At 68.7% G+C, this 15,826-nt stretch carries 18 protein-coding genes; 10 read left to right on the top strand and 8 right to left on the bottom strand.

All coding sequences use genetic code 11. The features are described 5' to 3' along the window. Positions 1-39 precede the first annotated feature (39 nt). The 3 genes from map (at position 40) to HEB94_RS11055 (ending at position 3,057) form a co-directional block, all read left to right on the top strand. Positions 40-822, top strand: a complete 783-nt coding sequence (gene map, locus HEB94_RS11045; RefSeq protein ID WP_192749812.1) for a type I methionyl aminopeptidase — start codon at positions 40-42, stop codon at positions 820-822. Between the two features lie 68 nt (positions 823-890). Further along, complete coding sequence (locus HEB94_RS11050) at positions 891-1,703, top strand: serine/threonine protein kinase (protein WP_192749813.1); 813 nt, start codon at positions 891-893, stop codon at positions 1,701-1,703. A 193-nt stretch (positions 1,704-1,896) separates the two neighbouring features. After that, positions 1,897-3,057 carry a phosphotransferase gene (locus HEB94_RS11055; RefSeq protein WP_192749814.1) on the top strand — a complete coding sequence of 387 codons (1,161 nt, stop codon included), beginning with the start codon at positions 1,897-1,899 and terminating at the stop codon, positions 3,055-3,057. Positions 3,058-3,106: 49 nt separating this feature from the next. Here the strand turns inward: HEB94_RS11055 and HEB94_RS11060 are convergent, their stop codons facing one another. Beyond that, positions 3,107-4,717, bottom strand: a complete 1,611-nt coding sequence (locus HEB94_RS11060) for an FAD-dependent monooxygenase (RefSeq protein WP_192749815.1) — start codon at positions 4,715-4,717, stop codon at positions 3,107-3,109. A gap of 92 nt (positions 4,718-4,809) precedes the next feature. On the opposite strand from HEB94_RS11060, the gene HEB94_RS11065 reads away from it, so the two are divergent. The 4 genes from HEB94_RS11065 (at position 4,810) to HEB94_RS11080 (ending at position 8,028) form a co-directional block, all read left to right on the top strand. Further along, positions 4,810-5,556 carry a TetR/AcrR family transcriptional regulator gene (locus HEB94_RS11065; RefSeq protein WP_192749816.1) on the top strand — a complete coding sequence of 249 codons (747 nt, stop codon included), beginning with the start codon at positions 4,810-4,812 and terminating at the stop codon, positions 5,554-5,556. An 83-nt stretch (positions 5,557-5,639) separates the two neighbouring features. Further along, a complete protein-coding gene (locus HEB94_RS11070) occupies positions 5,640-5,975 on the top strand; it encodes a YciI family protein (RefSeq protein WP_192749817.1) in 336 nt (111 codons plus the stop codon). Next, positions 5,972-7,195, top strand: a complete 1,224-nt coding sequence (locus HEB94_RS11075; protein WP_192749818.1) for an RNA polymerase sigma factor — start codon at positions 5,972-5,974, stop codon at positions 7,193-7,195. The genes HEB94_RS11070 and HEB94_RS11075 overlap by 4 nt, the downstream gene beginning before the upstream one ends. A gap of 104 nt (positions 7,196-7,299) precedes the next feature. Continuing rightward, on the top strand, positions 7,300-8,028 hold the full coding sequence (locus HEB94_RS11080) for a DUF899 family protein (RefSeq protein WP_192749819.1): 729 nt from the start codon (positions 7,300-7,302) through the stop codon (positions 8,026-8,028). 54 nt (positions 8,029-8,082) lie between these two features. Here HEB94_RS11080 and HEB94_RS11085 read toward each other — a convergent pair whose 3' ends face one another. The 4 genes from HEB94_RS11085 to HEB94_RS11100 form a co-directional block, all read right to left on the bottom strand. Beyond that, positions 8,083-8,769, bottom strand: a complete 687-nt coding sequence (locus tag HEB94_RS11085) for a DUF899 domain-containing protein (RefSeq protein ID WP_192749820.1) — start codon at positions 8,767-8,769, stop codon at positions 8,083-8,085. Between the two features lie 169 nt (positions 8,770-8,938). Then, the gene (locus HEB94_RS11090) at positions 8,939-9,193 is read right to left on the bottom strand and encodes a hypothetical protein (RefSeq protein WP_192749821.1); all 255 of its coding nucleotides are present in this window, start codon (positions 9,191-9,193) and stop codon (positions 8,939-8,941) included. Then, positions 9,190-9,483: a DUF6247 family protein gene (locus tag HEB94_RS11095; RefSeq protein WP_192749822.1), complete on the bottom strand. Its 294-nt coding sequence runs from the start codon at positions 9,481-9,483 to the stop codon at positions 9,190-9,192. Before HEB94_RS11095 ends, HEB94_RS11090 begins: the two co-directional genes overlap by 4 nt. Before the next feature lie 150 nt (positions 9,484-9,633). After that, positions 9,634-10,350 carry a VOC family protein gene (locus HEB94_RS11100; RefSeq protein ID WP_192749823.1) on the bottom strand — a complete coding sequence of 239 codons (717 nt, stop codon included), beginning with the start codon at positions 10,348-10,350 and terminating at the stop codon, positions 9,634-9,636. A 254-nt stretch (positions 10,351-10,604) separates the two neighbouring features. Here HEB94_RS11100 and HEB94_RS11105 point away from each other — a divergent pair, with 254 nt between their 5' ends. Then, positions 10,605-12,125, top strand: coding sequence for an FAD-binding oxidoreductase (locus HEB94_RS11105; protein ID WP_192749824.1), 1,521 nt, complete (start codon positions 10,605-10,607; stop codon positions 12,123-12,125). Positions 12,126-12,347: 222 nt separating this feature from the next. On the opposite strand, the gene HEB94_RS11110 is transcribed toward HEB94_RS11105, so the two are convergent. From HEB94_RS11110 to HEB94_RS11120, 3 genes are all read right to left on the bottom strand, one after another. Further along, on the bottom strand, positions 12,348-12,635 hold the full coding sequence (locus HEB94_RS11110; protein ID WP_192749825.1) for a hypothetical protein: 288 nt from the start codon (positions 12,633-12,635) through the stop codon (positions 12,348-12,350). An 81-nt stretch (positions 12,636-12,716) separates the two neighbouring features. Then, complete coding sequence (locus HEB94_RS11115; RefSeq protein WP_192749826.1) at positions 12,717-13,535, bottom strand: alpha/beta fold hydrolase; 819 nt, start codon at positions 13,533-13,535, stop codon at positions 12,717-12,719. Between the two features lie 96 nt (positions 13,536-13,631). Beyond that, positions 13,632-13,976 carry a YciI family protein gene (locus HEB94_RS11120; protein ID WP_192749827.1) on the bottom strand — a complete coding sequence of 115 codons (345 nt, stop codon included), beginning with the start codon at positions 13,974-13,976 and terminating at the stop codon, positions 13,632-13,634. Positions 13,977-14,319: 343 nt separating this feature from the next. Between HEB94_RS11120 and HEB94_RS11125 the strand changes: the two genes are divergently transcribed. Beyond that, positions 14,320-15,051, top strand: coding sequence for a hypothetical protein (locus HEB94_RS11125; RefSeq protein ID WP_192749828.1), 732 nt, complete (start codon positions 14,320-14,322; stop codon positions 15,049-15,051). Positions 15,052-15,060: 9 nt separating this feature from the next. Further along, positions 15,061-15,762, top strand: a complete 702-nt coding sequence (locus HEB94_RS11130) for a CoA transferase (protein WP_192749829.1) — start codon at positions 15,061-15,063, stop codon at positions 15,760-15,762. Positions 15,763-15,826: the final 64 nt, after the last annotated feature.

The raw sequence follows: 15,826 nt of genomic DNA on the forward strand, positions 1-15,826 counted from the left end.
ATGGCCGGGATAGTTATTGGAACGTGAGAAGGACGCCGCATGATCGAGATCCTGAACCCCACCGAACTGTCCCGAGCGAAGGAGACCGGCGCCCTCGTCGCTGACATTCTGCAGTCCCTGAAGAGCCGTAGCACGGTCGGCACGAACCTCCTGGACATCGATCGGTGGGCCCAGACCATGATCGTCGAGGCCGGAGCGCAGTCCTGCTACGTCGACTACGAGCCGTCCTTCGGGCGGGGGCCGTTCGGCCACTACATCTGCACGGCGGTCAACGACGCCGTGCTCCACGGACTGCCGTACGACTACACCCTTGCCGACGGCGATCTGCTGACACTCGACTTCGCCGTCTCCCAGGGCGGAGTCGCCGCGGACGCTGCCATCAGCTTCGTCGTGGGCGAATCCAAGCCCCCGGAGAGCGTCGCGATGATCAGCGCAACCGAACGCGCGTTGAGCGCGGGGATAGCCGTTGCCGGACCCGGAGCTCGCATCGGTGACATCTCCCATGCCATCGGCTCCGTCCTCAGCGAGGCGGGGTACCAGATCAACACCGAGTTCGGAGGTCATGGCATCGGATCGACGATGCACCAGGACCCGCACGTGTCAAACACCGGACGGCCCGGCCGTGGGTACAAACTGCGCCCTGGGCTGCTGCTGGCACTGGAGCCGTGGGTCATGGCGGACACCGCCGAACTCGTCACTGATGCCGACGGGTGGACACTCCGAAGTGCGACAGGTTGCCGGACAGCACACAGCGAGCACACGATCGCTATCACCAAGGACGGAGCCGACATCCTCACCTTGCCTACGCAGGCACAACCGTGAGGTCGAAGCCACGCCCGGTCGCAGGACACCACCTGGCCAGGCCGCTCGGGTGAAGCTAGGGTCGCACGGTGTTTCCTGCTGCGATCGACAGTCGACCCGCGCGCTACGTCGAGCAGCTCGGCAACGTCTTCGCCCGCTTCGGCGCTCACAGCCAGGACTCCGGCAACGTCTCCTACGGCGTCGATGCGGACGGCCGGCGATTCTTCGTCAAGACCGCGGGCGATCCGGCCGACACCGCCCCGTATCTGGACTTCGGTGGCCGGGAGAGCCTTCTCCGCAACGCCGCTCGGCTCGCCGAGGGAGTTCGGCATCCACTCCTTCCCACGTTCCACGGTCTGGTCGAGTCGCCCGGCGGACCCCTTCTGGTCTACGACTGGCGGGACGGCGACCACCTCGGCACACCGCGACATGTACGAGACGATCCCGACACCGCGTTCCAGCGCTTTCGTGCCCTGGCCGTCGAGGAGATTCTGGTCGCTCTCGATGCGTTGTTCGACCTGCACGGACAACTGGACGTCGCCGGCTGGGTGCAGGGGGACTTCTACGACGGCAGCCTGCTCTACGACTTCGACCGGCATCGACTGACCGTGATCGACCTGGACAGCTATCGGCCCGGGCCGTACCGCAACGACATGGGTCGGATGTTCGGGTCGAGCCGGTTCATGGCGCCTGAGGAGTTCTCCTTGGGTGCGCCGATCGACGATCGCACGACGGCCTACGTGATGGCCCGGACCGCGCTTGTCCTCCTCGCGGACGGCACGCTGCACCGAGATGCCTACCGCGGTCCGGACGCGCTGTACGCCGTCGTGCAGGAGGCCGTCACCACGAGGTTCCCCAGCTACATCGCCTTCCACCGAACCTGGCTCGCCGCCAGAGGCTGATCCGTACGAACAGCAAGCCTCCGTCGCTGTTGACCGGGCTGTCAGCGTGTGTCTAGCGTCACCCAGGCGTGGGCAGGGGCCGCGCCGAGACTCGCCGGAAGGCTGGAAGCCACCCCATCAAGCGATCAGCCGCAGCGGAGCTCAACGCGCTCTCTTGTGTGCCCGTGCGAGTCCGGGCAGGAGAGGACGCGCTGTGCGCATTCTGCCGGACAGGCCGAGTCTTGCCTTTCTCCGCAAGGAGGCGAAGGACGTTCTGGTCGCCCTCCGTGAATCCAGCCCTGGAGCGTCGCTGGCCGACGCGCAGCGGGCTCTGGCCTCGGAGTACGGCATGCGCGACTGGGCCGCGCTGAAGTCCGAGGTGGAGCAACGGGCGGAGGAGACGCCCACCGCACCCGTCGGGCTCGCCGACTCGCTGGCCAACGCGTTCGGCCTCGGTCGCGTCACCGGGTCGCCGGCGCCGGTCTCGTACACGCCGACGGGCCGCAGTTGGTCGATCACGACAGACCGCGGTCGCTGGCTTGCCGGCACCGTCCTTCCCTTCATCACCGACGCGCAGGCCGAAGTCGGTGCGCGGCTCCGCGATGCCGCGGTCGCGGCCGGTGTCGCCGCCCCGACTCCCGTACGCAGTCCCCATGGTCGGCTGATCGAACCCGTTCAGGGGCAGAGCTGGCGGGTGCAGGAGTGGATCGAGGTCGGGCCGGCACCGATGATTCCGGTGCCGGCCGCGGTGGCTCGCCGGGCCGGAAGGACTCTTGGGACGCTCCACTCTCTGGCCATCCCAAGTGACTCGCCCATCAACTCCTACCTGATCTCGCGTCGACCCGAAGCCGCCTGGTGGGCCCTCCTCGATGAAGCCCGTGCCGCGCACAAGCCGTGGGCCGAGCAGCTCGGTGAGGTCGTCCCGACGCTGGACCTGCGCGCGATCGAGCCCGCCATCGACGACAGCGACGTCATTCTCTGCAACCTCGTCCTCAACCCCGAGAACGTCCGCATGGGCCACGACGACGTGCTTGTGGTCACCGATTGGGATCTGACCGGGTCGCTCACCCCCGAGCTCCAGGTCGGATCGGCACTCACCCACTGGGCACTGCAACCATCGATCAACCGCCCGGCGATCGCCGCGCTCCGCGACGGCTACGTCCAGGCCGCCGGCCGGTGGCCCACGCTCGGCCTGGCGTCCTTCGCCACCGCCGTGACCGGCTATCTCAACTGGACGTACCAAACGATCTGCGCGGCCATGAACTCAGCCGACCCGGACCATGTGGCGTTCGCGGAGCGTGAGTCCGTCGACCTGCTCAAACGACCCATGACACGCTCCTCCCTCCACGAGCTCCTCGCGGCGGTCGACGGATAGGGTCCCGCCGACCCTGACGCTGCCTCGATGCGGTGGGGAGTCGCCCGCCTCAGACCTGCCGTGCCGGCCCACCCGGCTCGGCCGGTCCGGCGGGGGACGCGCCGACTGCCATGCGAGCCGGGGTGACGGTGGCCCAGTACTCGTCGATCCGCTCGATGGTGCCGGGGTCGGCGACCAGCCCGACGTAGCCGTCCGGGCGGACCAGGATCAGGGTCCCGTCGGTCGCGCCGTATCCGTCCCGGACGTGTCCGTGGCTGTCGATCACCACGTGCTGGTCGGCCGAGTCGGCCAGCTGACCGGGTTGCACCGCACCGGGTTGCACCACCACATGGGCGTGCAACGCCGGACCCAGCCGGTCGGTGAGGGCCTCGACGGTGTGCGCGTGCGCCGTACCGAAGGCCAGCAGGGTCCAGTGCGGGCCGTGGAAGAGGTCGAACAGTCGCACCGCGCGACCGTCGGCCGTGGTCACCGGCGCGTCCGGGGCCCGGTCGCCGGCCCTAAGTTCGGTGGGTCGGACACGTTCGTCGCGGGAGAGTGGGCTGTGGCGGTAGTTCAGCGTGAGCCCGTGCACCTCGGGGCCGCGCACGTGCGCGTCCTCGTCGCCTCGCCTGTGCTTCTCCAGCAGAGTCGTGGCGATGTCGAGCGCGGTGCGCGCCGCCGCCATCCGCTCCGGTTCGTAGCTGTCGAGCAGGAGGTCCGGGGCGCCGGCCAGCGCGGCGGCGAGCTTCCAGCCGAGGTTGTAGCCGTCCTGGATGCCGGTGTTCATGCCCTGGCCGCCGGTCGGTGGGTGCACGTGCCCCGCGTCGCCGGCCAGGAAGACCCGGCCCTCGCGGAAGCGCTCGGCCAGGCGGGTGTTCGGCCGCCAGGTGGTGTGCCAGGTCACCTCGCGGACGACGATGTCGCTTCGGCCGGACGACTCGGTGATCTGCCGTTGCAGGTAGTCGCGGATCGGCTCGTCCTGGTCGGCGGGCGGCTGGGCCACGACGACGAACAGGTCGGTGCCGGCCAGTGGCATCACCGACGCTCCACCGTCGGCGGTCTGCCACATCCGGCCGTGGTCACGGCTGATCCCGTCCACCCGGGCGTCGGCGAAGAGCACCGTGGTGTTCTCGTCGGTCTCGCCGGGGAACTCGATGCCCAGCCGCTTGCGCACCGTGCTGCGCCCGCCGTCGGCCCCGACGAGGTATCGGGCGCGTACGGTCTCGCTCGTCCCGTTGGCGACCAGGGTCGCGGTCACGCCGTCGGCGTCCTGGGTGAAGTCGGTCAGCACGGTCGACCGTTCCACGTGCGCACCGAGTGCGGCGAGCCGCTCGCGGAGGATCTCCTCGGTGCGGAACTGCGGAACGAACCAGATGTTCGGGTACGGCACCGACGGGGTGGGCTCGGTGGGCTCGCTCATCTGCCCTTCCCAGACGACCTTGTCGCCCTGGTACGCGCGCATCACGATGCCGAGGTCGCCTCCGGCCAGGATCTGGTCGAGTACTTCGAGGTCGGCGAAGACCTCCATGGTTCTCGGCTGGATGCCGTCGGCACGTGATCCGCCGAAGAACTCCTCCGCCCGATCGACGACTCGGAGTCGGACGCCCCGCACCGCGAGTTCGCAGGCCAGGGTGAGTCCGGTCGGTCCGGCCCCGACGATCAGTACGTCGACATCGGTCATGACGCCCTCCATGCTCCGTGAGCCACGCTTGTTCGTATGGCGTACCGGACTTTGGTACGTCGTACGAAGAAGGCTAACGGTACGGTGTACGAATGGCAACCGCTGACGACTCCGCACTCATCTGGACCCGGCCCGAGCCCGGGACTCGTCGGCCGAAGTTCACCCGCGACCAGATCGCGTCGACCGCGCTGGCGATCGCCGACGCCGAGGGGTTCGCGGCGGTGTCGATGCGCCGGATCGCCGGCGACCTCGGCGCCGGCACCATGACGCTCTACTACTACGTCCGCACCAAGGACGAACTCGTCGCGCTGATGGACGACGCGATCATGGGCGAGGTACTCGTCCCGGCGGAGGAGTTCCCGACCCACTGGTACGACGCGCTCATCGCGATCGGGACGCGTACCTGGGAGGTCATGATGCGCCACCCCTGGGCGCCGTACTCCCTGCAGAACGCCATGCCCGGCCCCAACGCCATGCGGCACTTCGAACAGTCACTCGCGGCCGTCGCCGAGACCGGCCTGGACCCCGCGGGCAAGCTCGCCTTGCTCGCGATGGTCGACGACTACGTCCACGGCAACGCGCTGCGCTCGGCCGAGGTACGCGCCGGGAGCGCCTCACCCGACGACGAGGCCGTCAAGGCGGCCATGGCGTTCGGCGAGAGCCTGCTCGCCACCGGGGAGTTCCCGCACACCGAGGGGCTGTTCGGCGGCGCCCGCCCCCAGGACGCCTTCGGCGAACTGCTCGGCGGCCTGTCCGAACGCGACCGGTTCCTGAACGGACTGACCACCCTGCTGGACGGTGCCGCGGCTCGGATGGGGCTCGCCCTGCCACGACGCTGACCGCCGAGCGGGAGCGGCCGGCGGCCCTGATCGCCGCGCCGAGTCCGCCACTCTCCGCACACCACTGGGGCAGAATCGGCCGGATGAAGTACGTGCTACTGATCTGCGACGACGAGACAGCCTCACCGACCAACGAGGAACTCGCGGCGGACCCCGTGCACAAGGCCTGGCTGGCCGACCTGAACCAGCGGGGCGCCAGGATCCTCGGCGCGCGGTTGCGTCCCGTCGTGGACGCGACCACGGTCCGGGTCCGCGACGGCGAGACCCTGGTCTCGGACGGGCCGTTCGCCGAGACCAAGGACTTCGTTGGTGGCTTCGTGATCCTCGAGTGCGCGAACCTGGACGAGGCGATCGAGATCGCCGCCGGTCATCCGTACGCGCGGTGGGGCGGCATCGAGATCCGCCCGGTCTGGGAATGACGGCGTCCGACGACGAGGTCCGAGCGGCCGTCGACGCCGCGTTTCGGGACGAGTGGGGCCAGGTGGTCGCGACCCTGATCGGGGTGACCAGCGACTGGGACCTGGCCGAGGACTGCGCACAGGACGCCTTCGCCGCCGCCCTGGCGACGTGGCCGCGTGACGGCATCCCGCGCCGCCCGGGCGCCTGGCTCACCACCACCGCCCGCAACCGCGCGACCGACCGGCTGCGCCGCGACGCCGCCGGCGCGGCCAGGCTGCGCCAACTCGCCGTGCTGGCCCGCGACCCCGAAGAGCCGCCGGTGGAGGAGATCCCGGACGAGCGGCTGCGGCTGATCTTCACCTGCTGCCACCCAGCGCTGCCGTTCCCGGCCCGGGTCGCCCTCACCCTGCGTACGTTGGCCGGCCTGACGACCGCCGAGATCGCCCGCGCCTTCCTGACCGCCGAGCCCGCGATGGCGCAACGCCTGGTCCGGGCCAAACGCAAGATCGCCGAGGCCGGCATCCCGTACCGCGTACCGCCCGCCGAGCTCCTGCCGCAACGGCTGGCCGCCGTCCTCGCGGTCCTCTACCTCATCTTCAACGAGGGCTACGACGAGGAGGACGTACGCCGGGTGTTGACGGCCGAGGCGATCCGGCTGGCCCGGGTCCTGGTCCGACTGATGCCGCACGAACCCGAACCAGCAGGACTGCTCGCACTGATGCTGCTGCACGAGGCCCGTCGCACGACCCGGACCGACGACCAGGGCGTCCTGGTCACGCTGGAGAACCAGGACCGGTCCAGGTGGGACCAGGCGTTGATCGCCGAGGGCGTGGCCACGCTCGACGAGGCACTGACGATGCGGAGTGCCGGGCCCTACCAGGTGCAGGCCGCGATCGCCGCCTGCCATGCCACCGCGCCCGACATGGCGAGCACGGACTGGCCGCAGATCGCGCACCTCTACGCCGAGTTGGCCCGGCTGGCGCCGTCCCCCGTCGTCGACCTCAACCGCGCGGTGGCGGTCGCCATGACCGACGGTGTCCCGGCCGGACTGGCGCTGGTGGACGAGCTCACGGCGTCCGGCCGGCTCGAGGGTTACCACCTGCTGCCCGCCACTCGGGCCGACCTGCTCCGCCGAGCCGACCGGACCGACGAGGCCAGGCGAGCCTACGAGGAAGCCCTGGAACTCGCGCCGACCGAGGCCGAGCGCCGCTACCTGACCAGCCGCCTCCGCGAACTCTGAGCATCCGCAAGACGTCGCGAATCTTTCCGCGGCCGATGTCGATCTGAGCCGGCCGCCTTCGTCGGTGGGGCGAAAGTCCACCGCAGACGAGGGGAAGAGTTCTCGTGAACACCGAAACGACCGCATCGGCGCCCAAGGTCGTCGACCGAGCCACCTACCAGGCCGAACTGGACACCCTGCGGAACCGCGAGAAGGCGCACACCCGCGAAGGCGACGCCATCGCGGCGGCCCGCCGCCGACTGCCCATGTTCGAGGTGGACGCCACCAGCCCGCTGATCGGCCCGGACGGTCCCGTCACGCTGCTGGAGGTGTTCGAGGGCCGCCGACTGCTGATCGCGTACTACCAGATGTGGCACACCGGCCACCCCGCCGCCGAGCAGTGCCAGGGCTGCACGTTCTTCAACAGCCAGGTCCGCGAACTGTCCTACCTGCACGCCTGCGACGTCACCTACGCGACGTTGTGCCAGGGCCCCTACGAGGAGAGCGTCCGCTACCGCGACTTCATGGGCTGGGACGTGCCCTGGTACTCGGCTCGAGAGTCCATCGACCTCCTGATGGCCGGGCGTGGCCCGTTCATGCTGGCGTGCTACCTGCGCGAGGGCGACCGGGTGTTCGAGACGTACTGGACCACCGGCCGCGGCGTCGAGGTGATGGACCAGACGTACGGCCTGCTGGACCGGACCGCCTACGGGCGACAGGAGGAGTGGGAGGACTCGCCCGCCGGCTGGCCCCGGATCGCCGGCGGCTCCTCCCGCACCAACGGACGTCCCACCGCCCAGTGGTCCCGCCTGGAAGCCGGACACTCCGACGACCTCGGCACCGTCGGGCACTAGGTCGTCTCCGGCGGATCGCCGGATCACCGACGACCCCGAGGGGCTGGCCGAGGCTCAGACACGCGGGCCGTAGAGCGCGGCGATATCCTGGGAGCTTGCCCATCGGCTGTAGGTGGGCGACTGCGGCCAGCCCTCGGGCGAGTCCTGCCACTCCTCCTGCCGGCCGTAGGGCAGGAGGTCGATCAGCGCGAAGCTGTGGCTGATCTGCTCGGTGCCGCGCCCGTCGGTGTGCCAGGTGCGATAGACGGTGTCGCCGTCCCGCAGGAAGACGTTGACAGCGAATCCGGCGCGGGGCGGCGCGCCGACGTCGGTGCCGAACGGGCTGTTCGCCGTCGAGTACCAGGTCATCTTGTTCCCGACCTGTCGCTTGTAGGCGAGTGCCTCGTCGATCGGACCCTGGGTGACGATGACGAACCGGGCGTCGTAGTTGTCCAGGAAGTCGAGCCGGGTGAACTGTGAGGTGAAGCCGGTGCAGCCCGGGCACTGCCACTGCTTGTCCGGGAACCACATGTGGTTGTAGACGATCAGCTGTGACCTACCGTCGAACATGTCCACCAGCCGGACCGGTCCCTCCTCGCCCTCGAGGGTGTAGTCGGGCATCTCGACCATCGGCATCCGGCGGCGCTGCGCGGCGATCGCGTCGAGCTCCCGGGTCGCGGCCTTCTCCCGGTCCCGCAGCGCATCGAGCTGGCGCTGCCAGGTGTCGGCGTCGACGATCTGCGGTACTGCGTTGGACGGCATGGGCGCTCTCCAGAGGATCATCGTCGTGTCCACGGCACGTGGCTTGTCGATAGAGACCCTGCCCGGTCGAGGAAGTCATCGGTTGCCGAAGAACTTTTTGGTGGCACAGCCGTGACCTCGACGGCGAGGCCCGAGCGCGACGGTGACCTGATCCCGGTCGGCCGGGTGGCTACTCGAGCCACACGATGTTGAAGATCCGGACGAGCTCGGCGACGTCGTTGACGTGGACGGCAAGCAGACCATGCCCGTTGCCGAAGACCGCCTCACGGAACGCGGGGTTGTCACCCGGCGGGAGCACCGTGACCCCGTCCCAGGGACGCTCGGCGAGGTCCGCGGCCAGGTGCACGAGAGCGTCGCGCGCGCGTTCGGGAAGGTCGTGGAACTGAGCGGCCGCACCGATGGCGAAGGCGACGCGGTAGGTCACGCCGGCGGCCACTCCGCGATCAGCTGCTCGATGGGCACGTCGTCGAGGGTGTCGCCGCTGCGCACGGCCACAAGACGCTCGCGGAAGCCTGGGTCGGCATAGGCCGCGGCACGCAGCCGCCACAAACGAAGGAGCGCGGCGAGTGCGGCGAACCCCTCCGGACGCCGCGCCTTCTCCACCGCCTCGGCGTACTCGGCCAGGAACGCGGCGTGGTAGTCGGCCGGAAGGACACGCAGGATCCGCGCCGGATCGTTGGGACCCGGCCCGTCGAACACCGGCTGCGCTGTCACACAAATAACTCTAGACCGTGCCCGCAGCCGCAAGCCAGCACGCACGGCCGAGGAACGGGCCTTCCGCGCCGACCTCGGGAACGCGCTGACACCGCTCTCATCTCTCGCCTCGATCCGTCGCACTCAGTGACCGGGCGGGCGACCCTTTCATCAGTAGCCTTCGACGCCCAGGCAGAACGGGTGCCCGGCGGGGTCGGCATACACGTCCCATCCGCCACCTTCTGGCAGCGGAGTGGCACCGAGCTGCACGGCGACGGCCGGGTCGTCCACATAGATGTCGAGGTGGATCTGCTGCGGGAAGGCACGGTCCTTCCAGCGCGGCGGCTGGTAGCGCTCGACCTCGCGGAAGCCCAGACGTGGGAGTCGGCCTTCGCGACCGATCAGCCACGAGTCCCGGCCCGTCTGTTCACCCGGCACGCCCAGCAGCCCCATGTAGAAGCGTGCCAGCGCCGCGGCGTCGGGACAGTCGATCTGTACGACCTCGATCCGTCCACGATGCTCGGCGGCTGCGGCGCTGGCGTAGAGACAGAAAGGGTGCCCCGACGGGTCGGCGAAGACGGGATGGTCGCCGCCCATGTCGGGCAGCCGAGTTCCACCGTGTTCCAGGACCAGCCGCTCGGCGGCAGTGAAGTCGTGGACAGCGATGTCGAAGTGCATCTGTGGGGGACAGGTCGAATCCGGCCAGCGAGGCGGGCGATAGTCGTCGAGCCGGGAGAAGGCGATGCCCGGCGGCTGCTCGTGGCCGATGAGGACGGACCCGTCGTCCTCGCTGTCCACCTCGCGCATACCGAGCAGCGCGCCGTAGAAGGCTGCCAGCGGACGGGTTTCCGCCGCGTCGATCACAGGCTGTGCGATCCGGTTGACCATGCCGAGACGATCTCAGCCGCACGGGTTCACGCGCAAGCTGCGAGCCTGCTGGTGCTCATTCGTTCGACATCGGTTTGCCTTTTCGCGGCGCGCATCAAATGCGGGCGCCAGGTTTTGGTCGCATTTCAAGGTGCCCTTTCCTGAAAGTTGCATGACCTTTCCCCGTATGGCCCACAAGGGATTGCAGCTTCACTTGACGGGCAAGGATTTCTTTCGCCGACTATTGGTGTAACCCGATCGAGAGGAGACGGCCCATGAGCGGCCTTTCTCGTCGCAATCTGTTCAAGGCGACGGCCGCCGCCGGCGCTGGCGCTGTCGTTCTCCCGGGTACTGCGATGGCAGGTTCGGTAGCCATGGACGGAGGAGATCCCGCTGCTGGCTACCTTGACGACGCGGAGTCGAAGGGCGCGAAGGGCCCGCGGGCGAAGCTGACGGGCCGTATCGTCCGGCCGAACGACCCCGGGTATGAAGAGGCGAGCCTCGGCTGGGACGAGCTTTTCGTTCACTATCCGCTGGTCATCGTCTACGTCCAGGAGACCCAGGATGTGGTCAACGCCCTCACCTGGGCGCGGCAGAACAACGTCGCGCTGCGGGTGCGCGCCGGTGGCCACAGCCTCGAGGGCTGGTCGAACGTGGACAACGGCCTCGTGATCGACGTCAGCGAGTTGAAGTCGAGCCACATCGACTCCGACCGTCGCATCGCGAAGGTCGGCGCCGGGCTCAACCAGGGCGAGGCGGTGGCCGCGCTCGGTGAGCAGGACTTCGCGGCGACCACCGGAACGGAGGCCAGCGTTGGCCTGGCCGGGGCGACCCTCGGTGGCGGATTCGGCTTCCTCACCCGCTATCTCGGCATGGCGTGCGACAGCCTGATCGGTGCCGAGATCGTCGTACCGTCGGGTGTCGACGGAGCCAAGGTCCTGGAGGTGGACGAGAAGCACCACTCGGATCTGCTGTGGGCGCTGCGTGGGGCGGGAAACGGCAACTTCGGGATCGTCACCTCGCTCACCTACAAGGTGGCTCCGCTGAAGGAGGTCGCCTACCTGACGGCGACCTGGGCGGGCCTGGGGGATCTGCAGGGAGTGTTCGACGCGTGGCAGTCCACGGCGCCCTACGTCGACAACCGGCTCGGCACCCAACTGGAGGTTCACAAGCCGGAGATCCTGTTCTTCGCCGTCCTGGCGGACGGGACTGAGGCGCAGGCGAGGAAGTTGGTGGAGCCGATCCTGTCGGTCGGTAATCCCGAGGTCACGATCCAGACCGGGGCCTGGGCCGACATCTACGCGGGGTTCCAGGTTCCGACCGCGGTGGAGCCGGCGAACTGGAAGTTCTTCTCGCAGTTCACCAGAAAGCCGTTCCCGAAGAAGGCGATCAGCATCATCGGCGAGTTCATGAACGACGCACCCACCGATGACAGCAACTTCTTCACTCAGGCCTTCGGCGGGGCGGTGCAGAACAAACCCGCCGGTGGCACGTCCTTCCCGCACCGCGACGCGCTCTTCTACTCCGAACCCGGAGCCGGCTGGGGAACTCGCGGAGAACCCGACAGCGGCGACGCGCTCACCCCGACGGCGCAGGCCTGGATCGCGGAGTTCAGCCAGGCGCTGCGGCCCTACGTGGACGGCGCCTACGTCAACGTGCCGAACATCGGCATGCAGGAATGGGAGAGGGCCTACTGGGGACGCAACTTCGCCCGGCTGCGCAGGGTCAAGGCGAAGTACGACCCCCACAACGTCTTCCAGTACGAGCAGAGCATCCCGCCCGCAACCCCCTGCTGACAGCCAGCGGCGTGCGTGAGAACGTCCATGCGTGGCAGGAGAGTCGTCCTCATCCGGGCGCGACCCTCCTGTCACGAGGGGCACGCTCAGGCTCAGGAGGGCTCGTGGTGAGCCGACTCATGCGTGAACGCGTCCACGCTTGTCACCCTCACGAGCAGATGGCGCGGGACACCGAGCAGACCCTGCCGTGCATCGGAGCGGACGCGACGTTCGTGGGGGCGCTCACTCAGTGATTTCGGGAGCATAGAAGGCCGGGAGTGGTTCCGGCCCGGTGTACTTCTGGCAGCTACACGGAACGGACTCGGTCCCGACCCAGCTTCCCCCGTCCCATCGCGCCACCTGGTTGTCCGCGTGACAGCGGCCCTTCTCGTCGTGGAACGAAGACGCGTGTCCGCACCCGCACACCGGCTGGACCTGCGCCACGCTCCGCCGCTGCCGGCCCAGACCAGGCAGGAAGCGACCGATCAGGATCCCAACCAGGAGTATGACGGCGCCGATGATCAGCTCCATGAAACGCTCCCTTCAAACAGGAGCAGCTTACGTGCCCTGCGGGCCGACCCTAACCGGTCAGGACCGGTCGCTCTCATGTCGTCAGCGACCGGCGAGGTCGAGGGCGGCGACCTCGCGTACGGCCCCGGCGACGGCGCGGAAGTCCTTGCGCAGGATCGCACCGTGGTTGCTGGGGACCTTCGCGCTGAGCTTGATGTTCGACTTGCCCGCGAACACGGGGTCGAGGCCGGCGCGGATCCGTTCCTGCTCGTCCCCCTTGCTTCCGAAGGACGACCCTGAGGCGAGCACATACCGCACCGGGACGGTGATGGTGTCGAGTACGGGGCCCAGCTCGCGCTCGCGGGCGATCTTGCCGACCTCGATGTTGCTGTTCGCCATCTGCTCGGCACTCATCCGCGGGGTCAGGCCCGTCGGGCGCAGCAGCAGCGTCAACGGGCTCATCCGCTTGAACATCTTCAGCATCCCCTGCTCCAGCTCGTCGGTGAGCCAGTCGTAGGGCTGCGCGCCGTCGACCAGGACCGCGCCCAGGCAACGGTCTGGATTTCGGTTGGCCCAGTGCGCCCCGACGAACGCACCGTAGGACCAGCCCACCACCAGCGCCCGGTCCACGCCCCTGGCGGCCAGAACGGCATCGACATCCCGGATGGCGGCCTCGAAGGAGTAGTCCGCCGACGTCCTCGACTTCCTGCCGCGGGCCCGCTCGTCGTAGGTGATGTGCCGCCACCCCGGACCCAGGTCGGCAATGACCCGCCGCCAGTACCCCTGAGTGGCGAAGTGGCCGTTGAGGTAGACCACCGGAACGCCGAGACCGCCGGTGTCGGTGACGGCCAGGGCCGTATCGTCAACCTGCACCATGCCGGTCCACGCTGAGCTGGTCGAGGAAGTGCTGTTCTTCATCATGCAGCCACTGTCCGCGTCGGGCCTGACACCACTCTGACGGCACCCTGACATGGCCACGTCAGCGGTCAGCAGCTCGAGTGGCAGGTGATCGGGGTCTCACTCGACAGCCGGGTCGGGCAGGAACTCGCGGACGTCCTGCGCGCAGCGGCAGGAGACCGCGATCTTCGCGGCCCACTCCAGGGCCGCCTCCCGGGTGGGGACGTCGACGACCACCATGCCGCCGATGAACTCCTTGCTCTCCGGGTAGGGGCCGTCGGTGATCGTCCCGTCGGTGGCGACCACGTCGTACTCCGGGTCGAGGGGCAGTCCGCCGCCGAAGACGAACACGCCGGCGTCTTTGGTCTCCTGGACCACCGCGTGGGCGGCCCTGCCCACCTCGGGGAGGTCCTCCTCGGGGACGTCCATCGCACCGTTGTTGAACGAGATCAGGTACCGCGCCATCTCATGACTCCTTGTCCCGGCGACCTTCCTCCGGCCGCCGCTACCCCTGCTACGAACGCCTCGCCCCGGATCCGACAGCTGCCGGCAGAAATTCTTACCGACCTCCGCCGGCAGCGGTCGCCGGGGCGCGTCCAGACCACCGGCGGTCTTCCGTCGACGAGGCCGGAGGGTCCATCGGGCCGGGGCAGCTCACTGCTTTACGCCCATCCTTCTGGGGCGGCTCGGGGCCAGGCTTGCCCCAGGACGTCGGCGGCGAGAGGAGCCCCTGGTCCGGAGGAAATGCACATGTGCCGGTAATTCGTCAGCGATCCCTTTCGGGAGGGGCCAGGAAGGAGCTTCGATCATGACCGGAGACGACGATGCACGCAGTCTGGGGCGAGGCGAGCTGAAGCCGCTGGCAGACCTTGTCGACCTGCTGGGCCTGGCCGGGCGGTTTACCGGAGAGGCGACCGTCTTCGGGTCCGATCCGGTCATCTGCTCGCCACACCGTCTCGGCGAGGCCTCCTGCACCGCGCAGCTGCTCATCGGTGTCGCGGGCGCCGCGATCTGGGAAGCCCGCGGCGGCGCACGCACCGACTTCTCCATGGACATCATCCACGCGCTGCACCACATGCACCCGACCCACTACATCGAGCACTCCGGCTACCCCAGCAGCGTCGGGGTCGAGTTCGTCGAGGTCAACGGCATCTTCCCGACCCACGACGGCGGCTACATCATGCTCGAGGCCGGGCCGCCGTACCAGAAGCTGCTCAACGGATACCTCAACTTCTTCGACTGCGGCAACAACAAGCAGTCCTTTGCCCGCGAGGTCGCCAAGTGGAACGCGGAGGATCTCGAAGAGGCGCTGGCAGATGCCGGCCTTCCGGCCTGCCGTGCGTTCACGCGTGAGGAGTGGCTCACCCATCCTCAGGGCATGGCAGTCACCGGGACACCGCCGATCGAGATCGTCAAGGTTGCTGACGGCGACCCGGTTCCCTTCCAGGAGCACGGAGATTCGCCGCTGGACGGCGTTCGTGTGCTCGACTTCACGCACGTACTCGCCGGGCCGCGCAGCGCCCGCACGCTCGCCGAGTAGGGAGCCGAGGTGCTCCACATCAGTTCGCCGTGGTTCGCCGACACCCTCCCTCAGCACATCGGTGTCGACCCCGGCAAGTACGACGCCTATCTCGACCTGCGCTACGAGGAGGACATGGCGAGGATGTGGGAACTGGCCGCCACGGCCGACGTGTTCGCATCCACCTACCGTCCGGCGGTGAACGAGCGTTTCGGCCTCCTGCCCGAACAGCTTGCTGCCAAGAGCGAACGCGGCATCGTCTACATGTCTGCCAACGCCTACGGACATTCCGGTCCGTGGAAGGACCGGCCTGGATTCGACCAGAACGCGCAGGTCGCATCCGGATTCGCGATGGCCGAAGGCCAAGGCGGCACGCCGAGGTTCTCCCCGGTCTTCTACCTGGCCGATCTGATCACCGGGTACTTCGCGGCCGCCGGGATGATGGCGGCGCTGCATCGACGTGCCATCGACGGTGGTTCGTACCAGGTGAAGCTGTCGCTGACCCGCAGCGCCATGTGGGCGCAGGAACTCGGCCTGCTCGACGTCGCCGACCAGGTCGAGGTGCCCGCGACCGATACCTACCCTGCGGAGACGGTCTCGATCGACACCGCGTACGGCTCCGTGACCGCACTGGCGCCGCCGCTGAGGTTCACCAACCTGAACCTGCCGACCCACCCGCGCCTCGTACCCTACGGCGCCGACCCCGCGTCGTGGCCGTCGCAGACTTCATGAGGGCCAGCGAACGTTGGGTGTTCCCGCCCGACTCGGCACTCGTCTCGGGCCTGGTCGATCAGGC

The organism is Actinopolymorpha pittospori (assembly GCF_014873875.1).
Lineage (GTDB): Bacteria > Actinomycetota > Actinomycetes > Propionibacteriales > Actinopolymorphaceae > Actinopolymorpha > Actinopolymorpha pittospori.

Bases quoted from the DNA above. Each gene is read 5' to 3' on its own strand.
- HEB94_RS11085 (WP_192749820.1), bottom strand. From the start codon at position 8,769: ATGCCGTCCAACGCAGTACCGCAGATCGTCGACGCCGACACCTGGCAG.
- HEB94_RS11115 (WP_192749826.1), bottom strand. From the start codon at position 13,535: ATGATGAAGAACAGCACTTCCTCGACCAGCTCAGCGTGGACCGGCATG.
- HEB94_RS11120 (WP_192749827.1), bottom strand. From the start codon at position 13,976: ATGGCGCGGTACCTGATCTCGTTCAACAACGGTGCGATGGACGTCCCC.
- HEB94_RS11075 (WP_192749818.1), top strand. From the start codon at position 5,972: ATGACGGCGTCCGACGACGAGGTCCGAGCGGCCGTCGACGCCGCGTTT.
- HEB94_RS11070 (WP_192749817.1), top strand. From the start codon at position 5,640: ATGAAGTACGTGCTACTGATCTGCGACGACGAGACAGCCTCACCGACC.
- HEB94_RS11125 (WP_192749828.1), top strand. From the start codon at position 14,320: ATGACCGGAGACGACGATGCACGCAGTCTGGGGCGAGGCGAGCTGAAG.
- HEB94_RS11110 (WP_192749825.1), bottom strand. From the start codon at position 12,635: ATGGAGCTGATCATCGGCGCCGTCATACTCCTGGTTGGGATCCTGATC.
- HEB94_RS11060 (WP_192749815.1), bottom strand. From the start codon at position 4,717: ATGACCGATGTCGACGTACTGATCGTCGGGGCCGGACCGACCGGACTC.
- HEB94_RS11065 (WP_192749816.1), top strand. From the start codon at position 4,810: ATGGCAACCGCTGACGACTCCGCACTCATCTGGACCCGGCCCGAGCCC.
- HEB94_RS11100 (WP_192749823.1), bottom strand. From the start codon at position 10,350: ATGGTCAACCGGATCGCACAGCCTGTGATCGACGCGGCGGAAACCCGT.
- map (WP_192749812.1), top strand. From the start codon at position 40: ATGATCGAGATCCTGAACCCCACCGAACTGTCCCGAGCGAAGGAGACC.
- HEB94_RS11105 (WP_192749824.1), top strand. From the start codon at position 10,605: ATGAGCGGCCTTTCTCGTCGCAATCTGTTCAAGGCGACGGCCGCCGCC.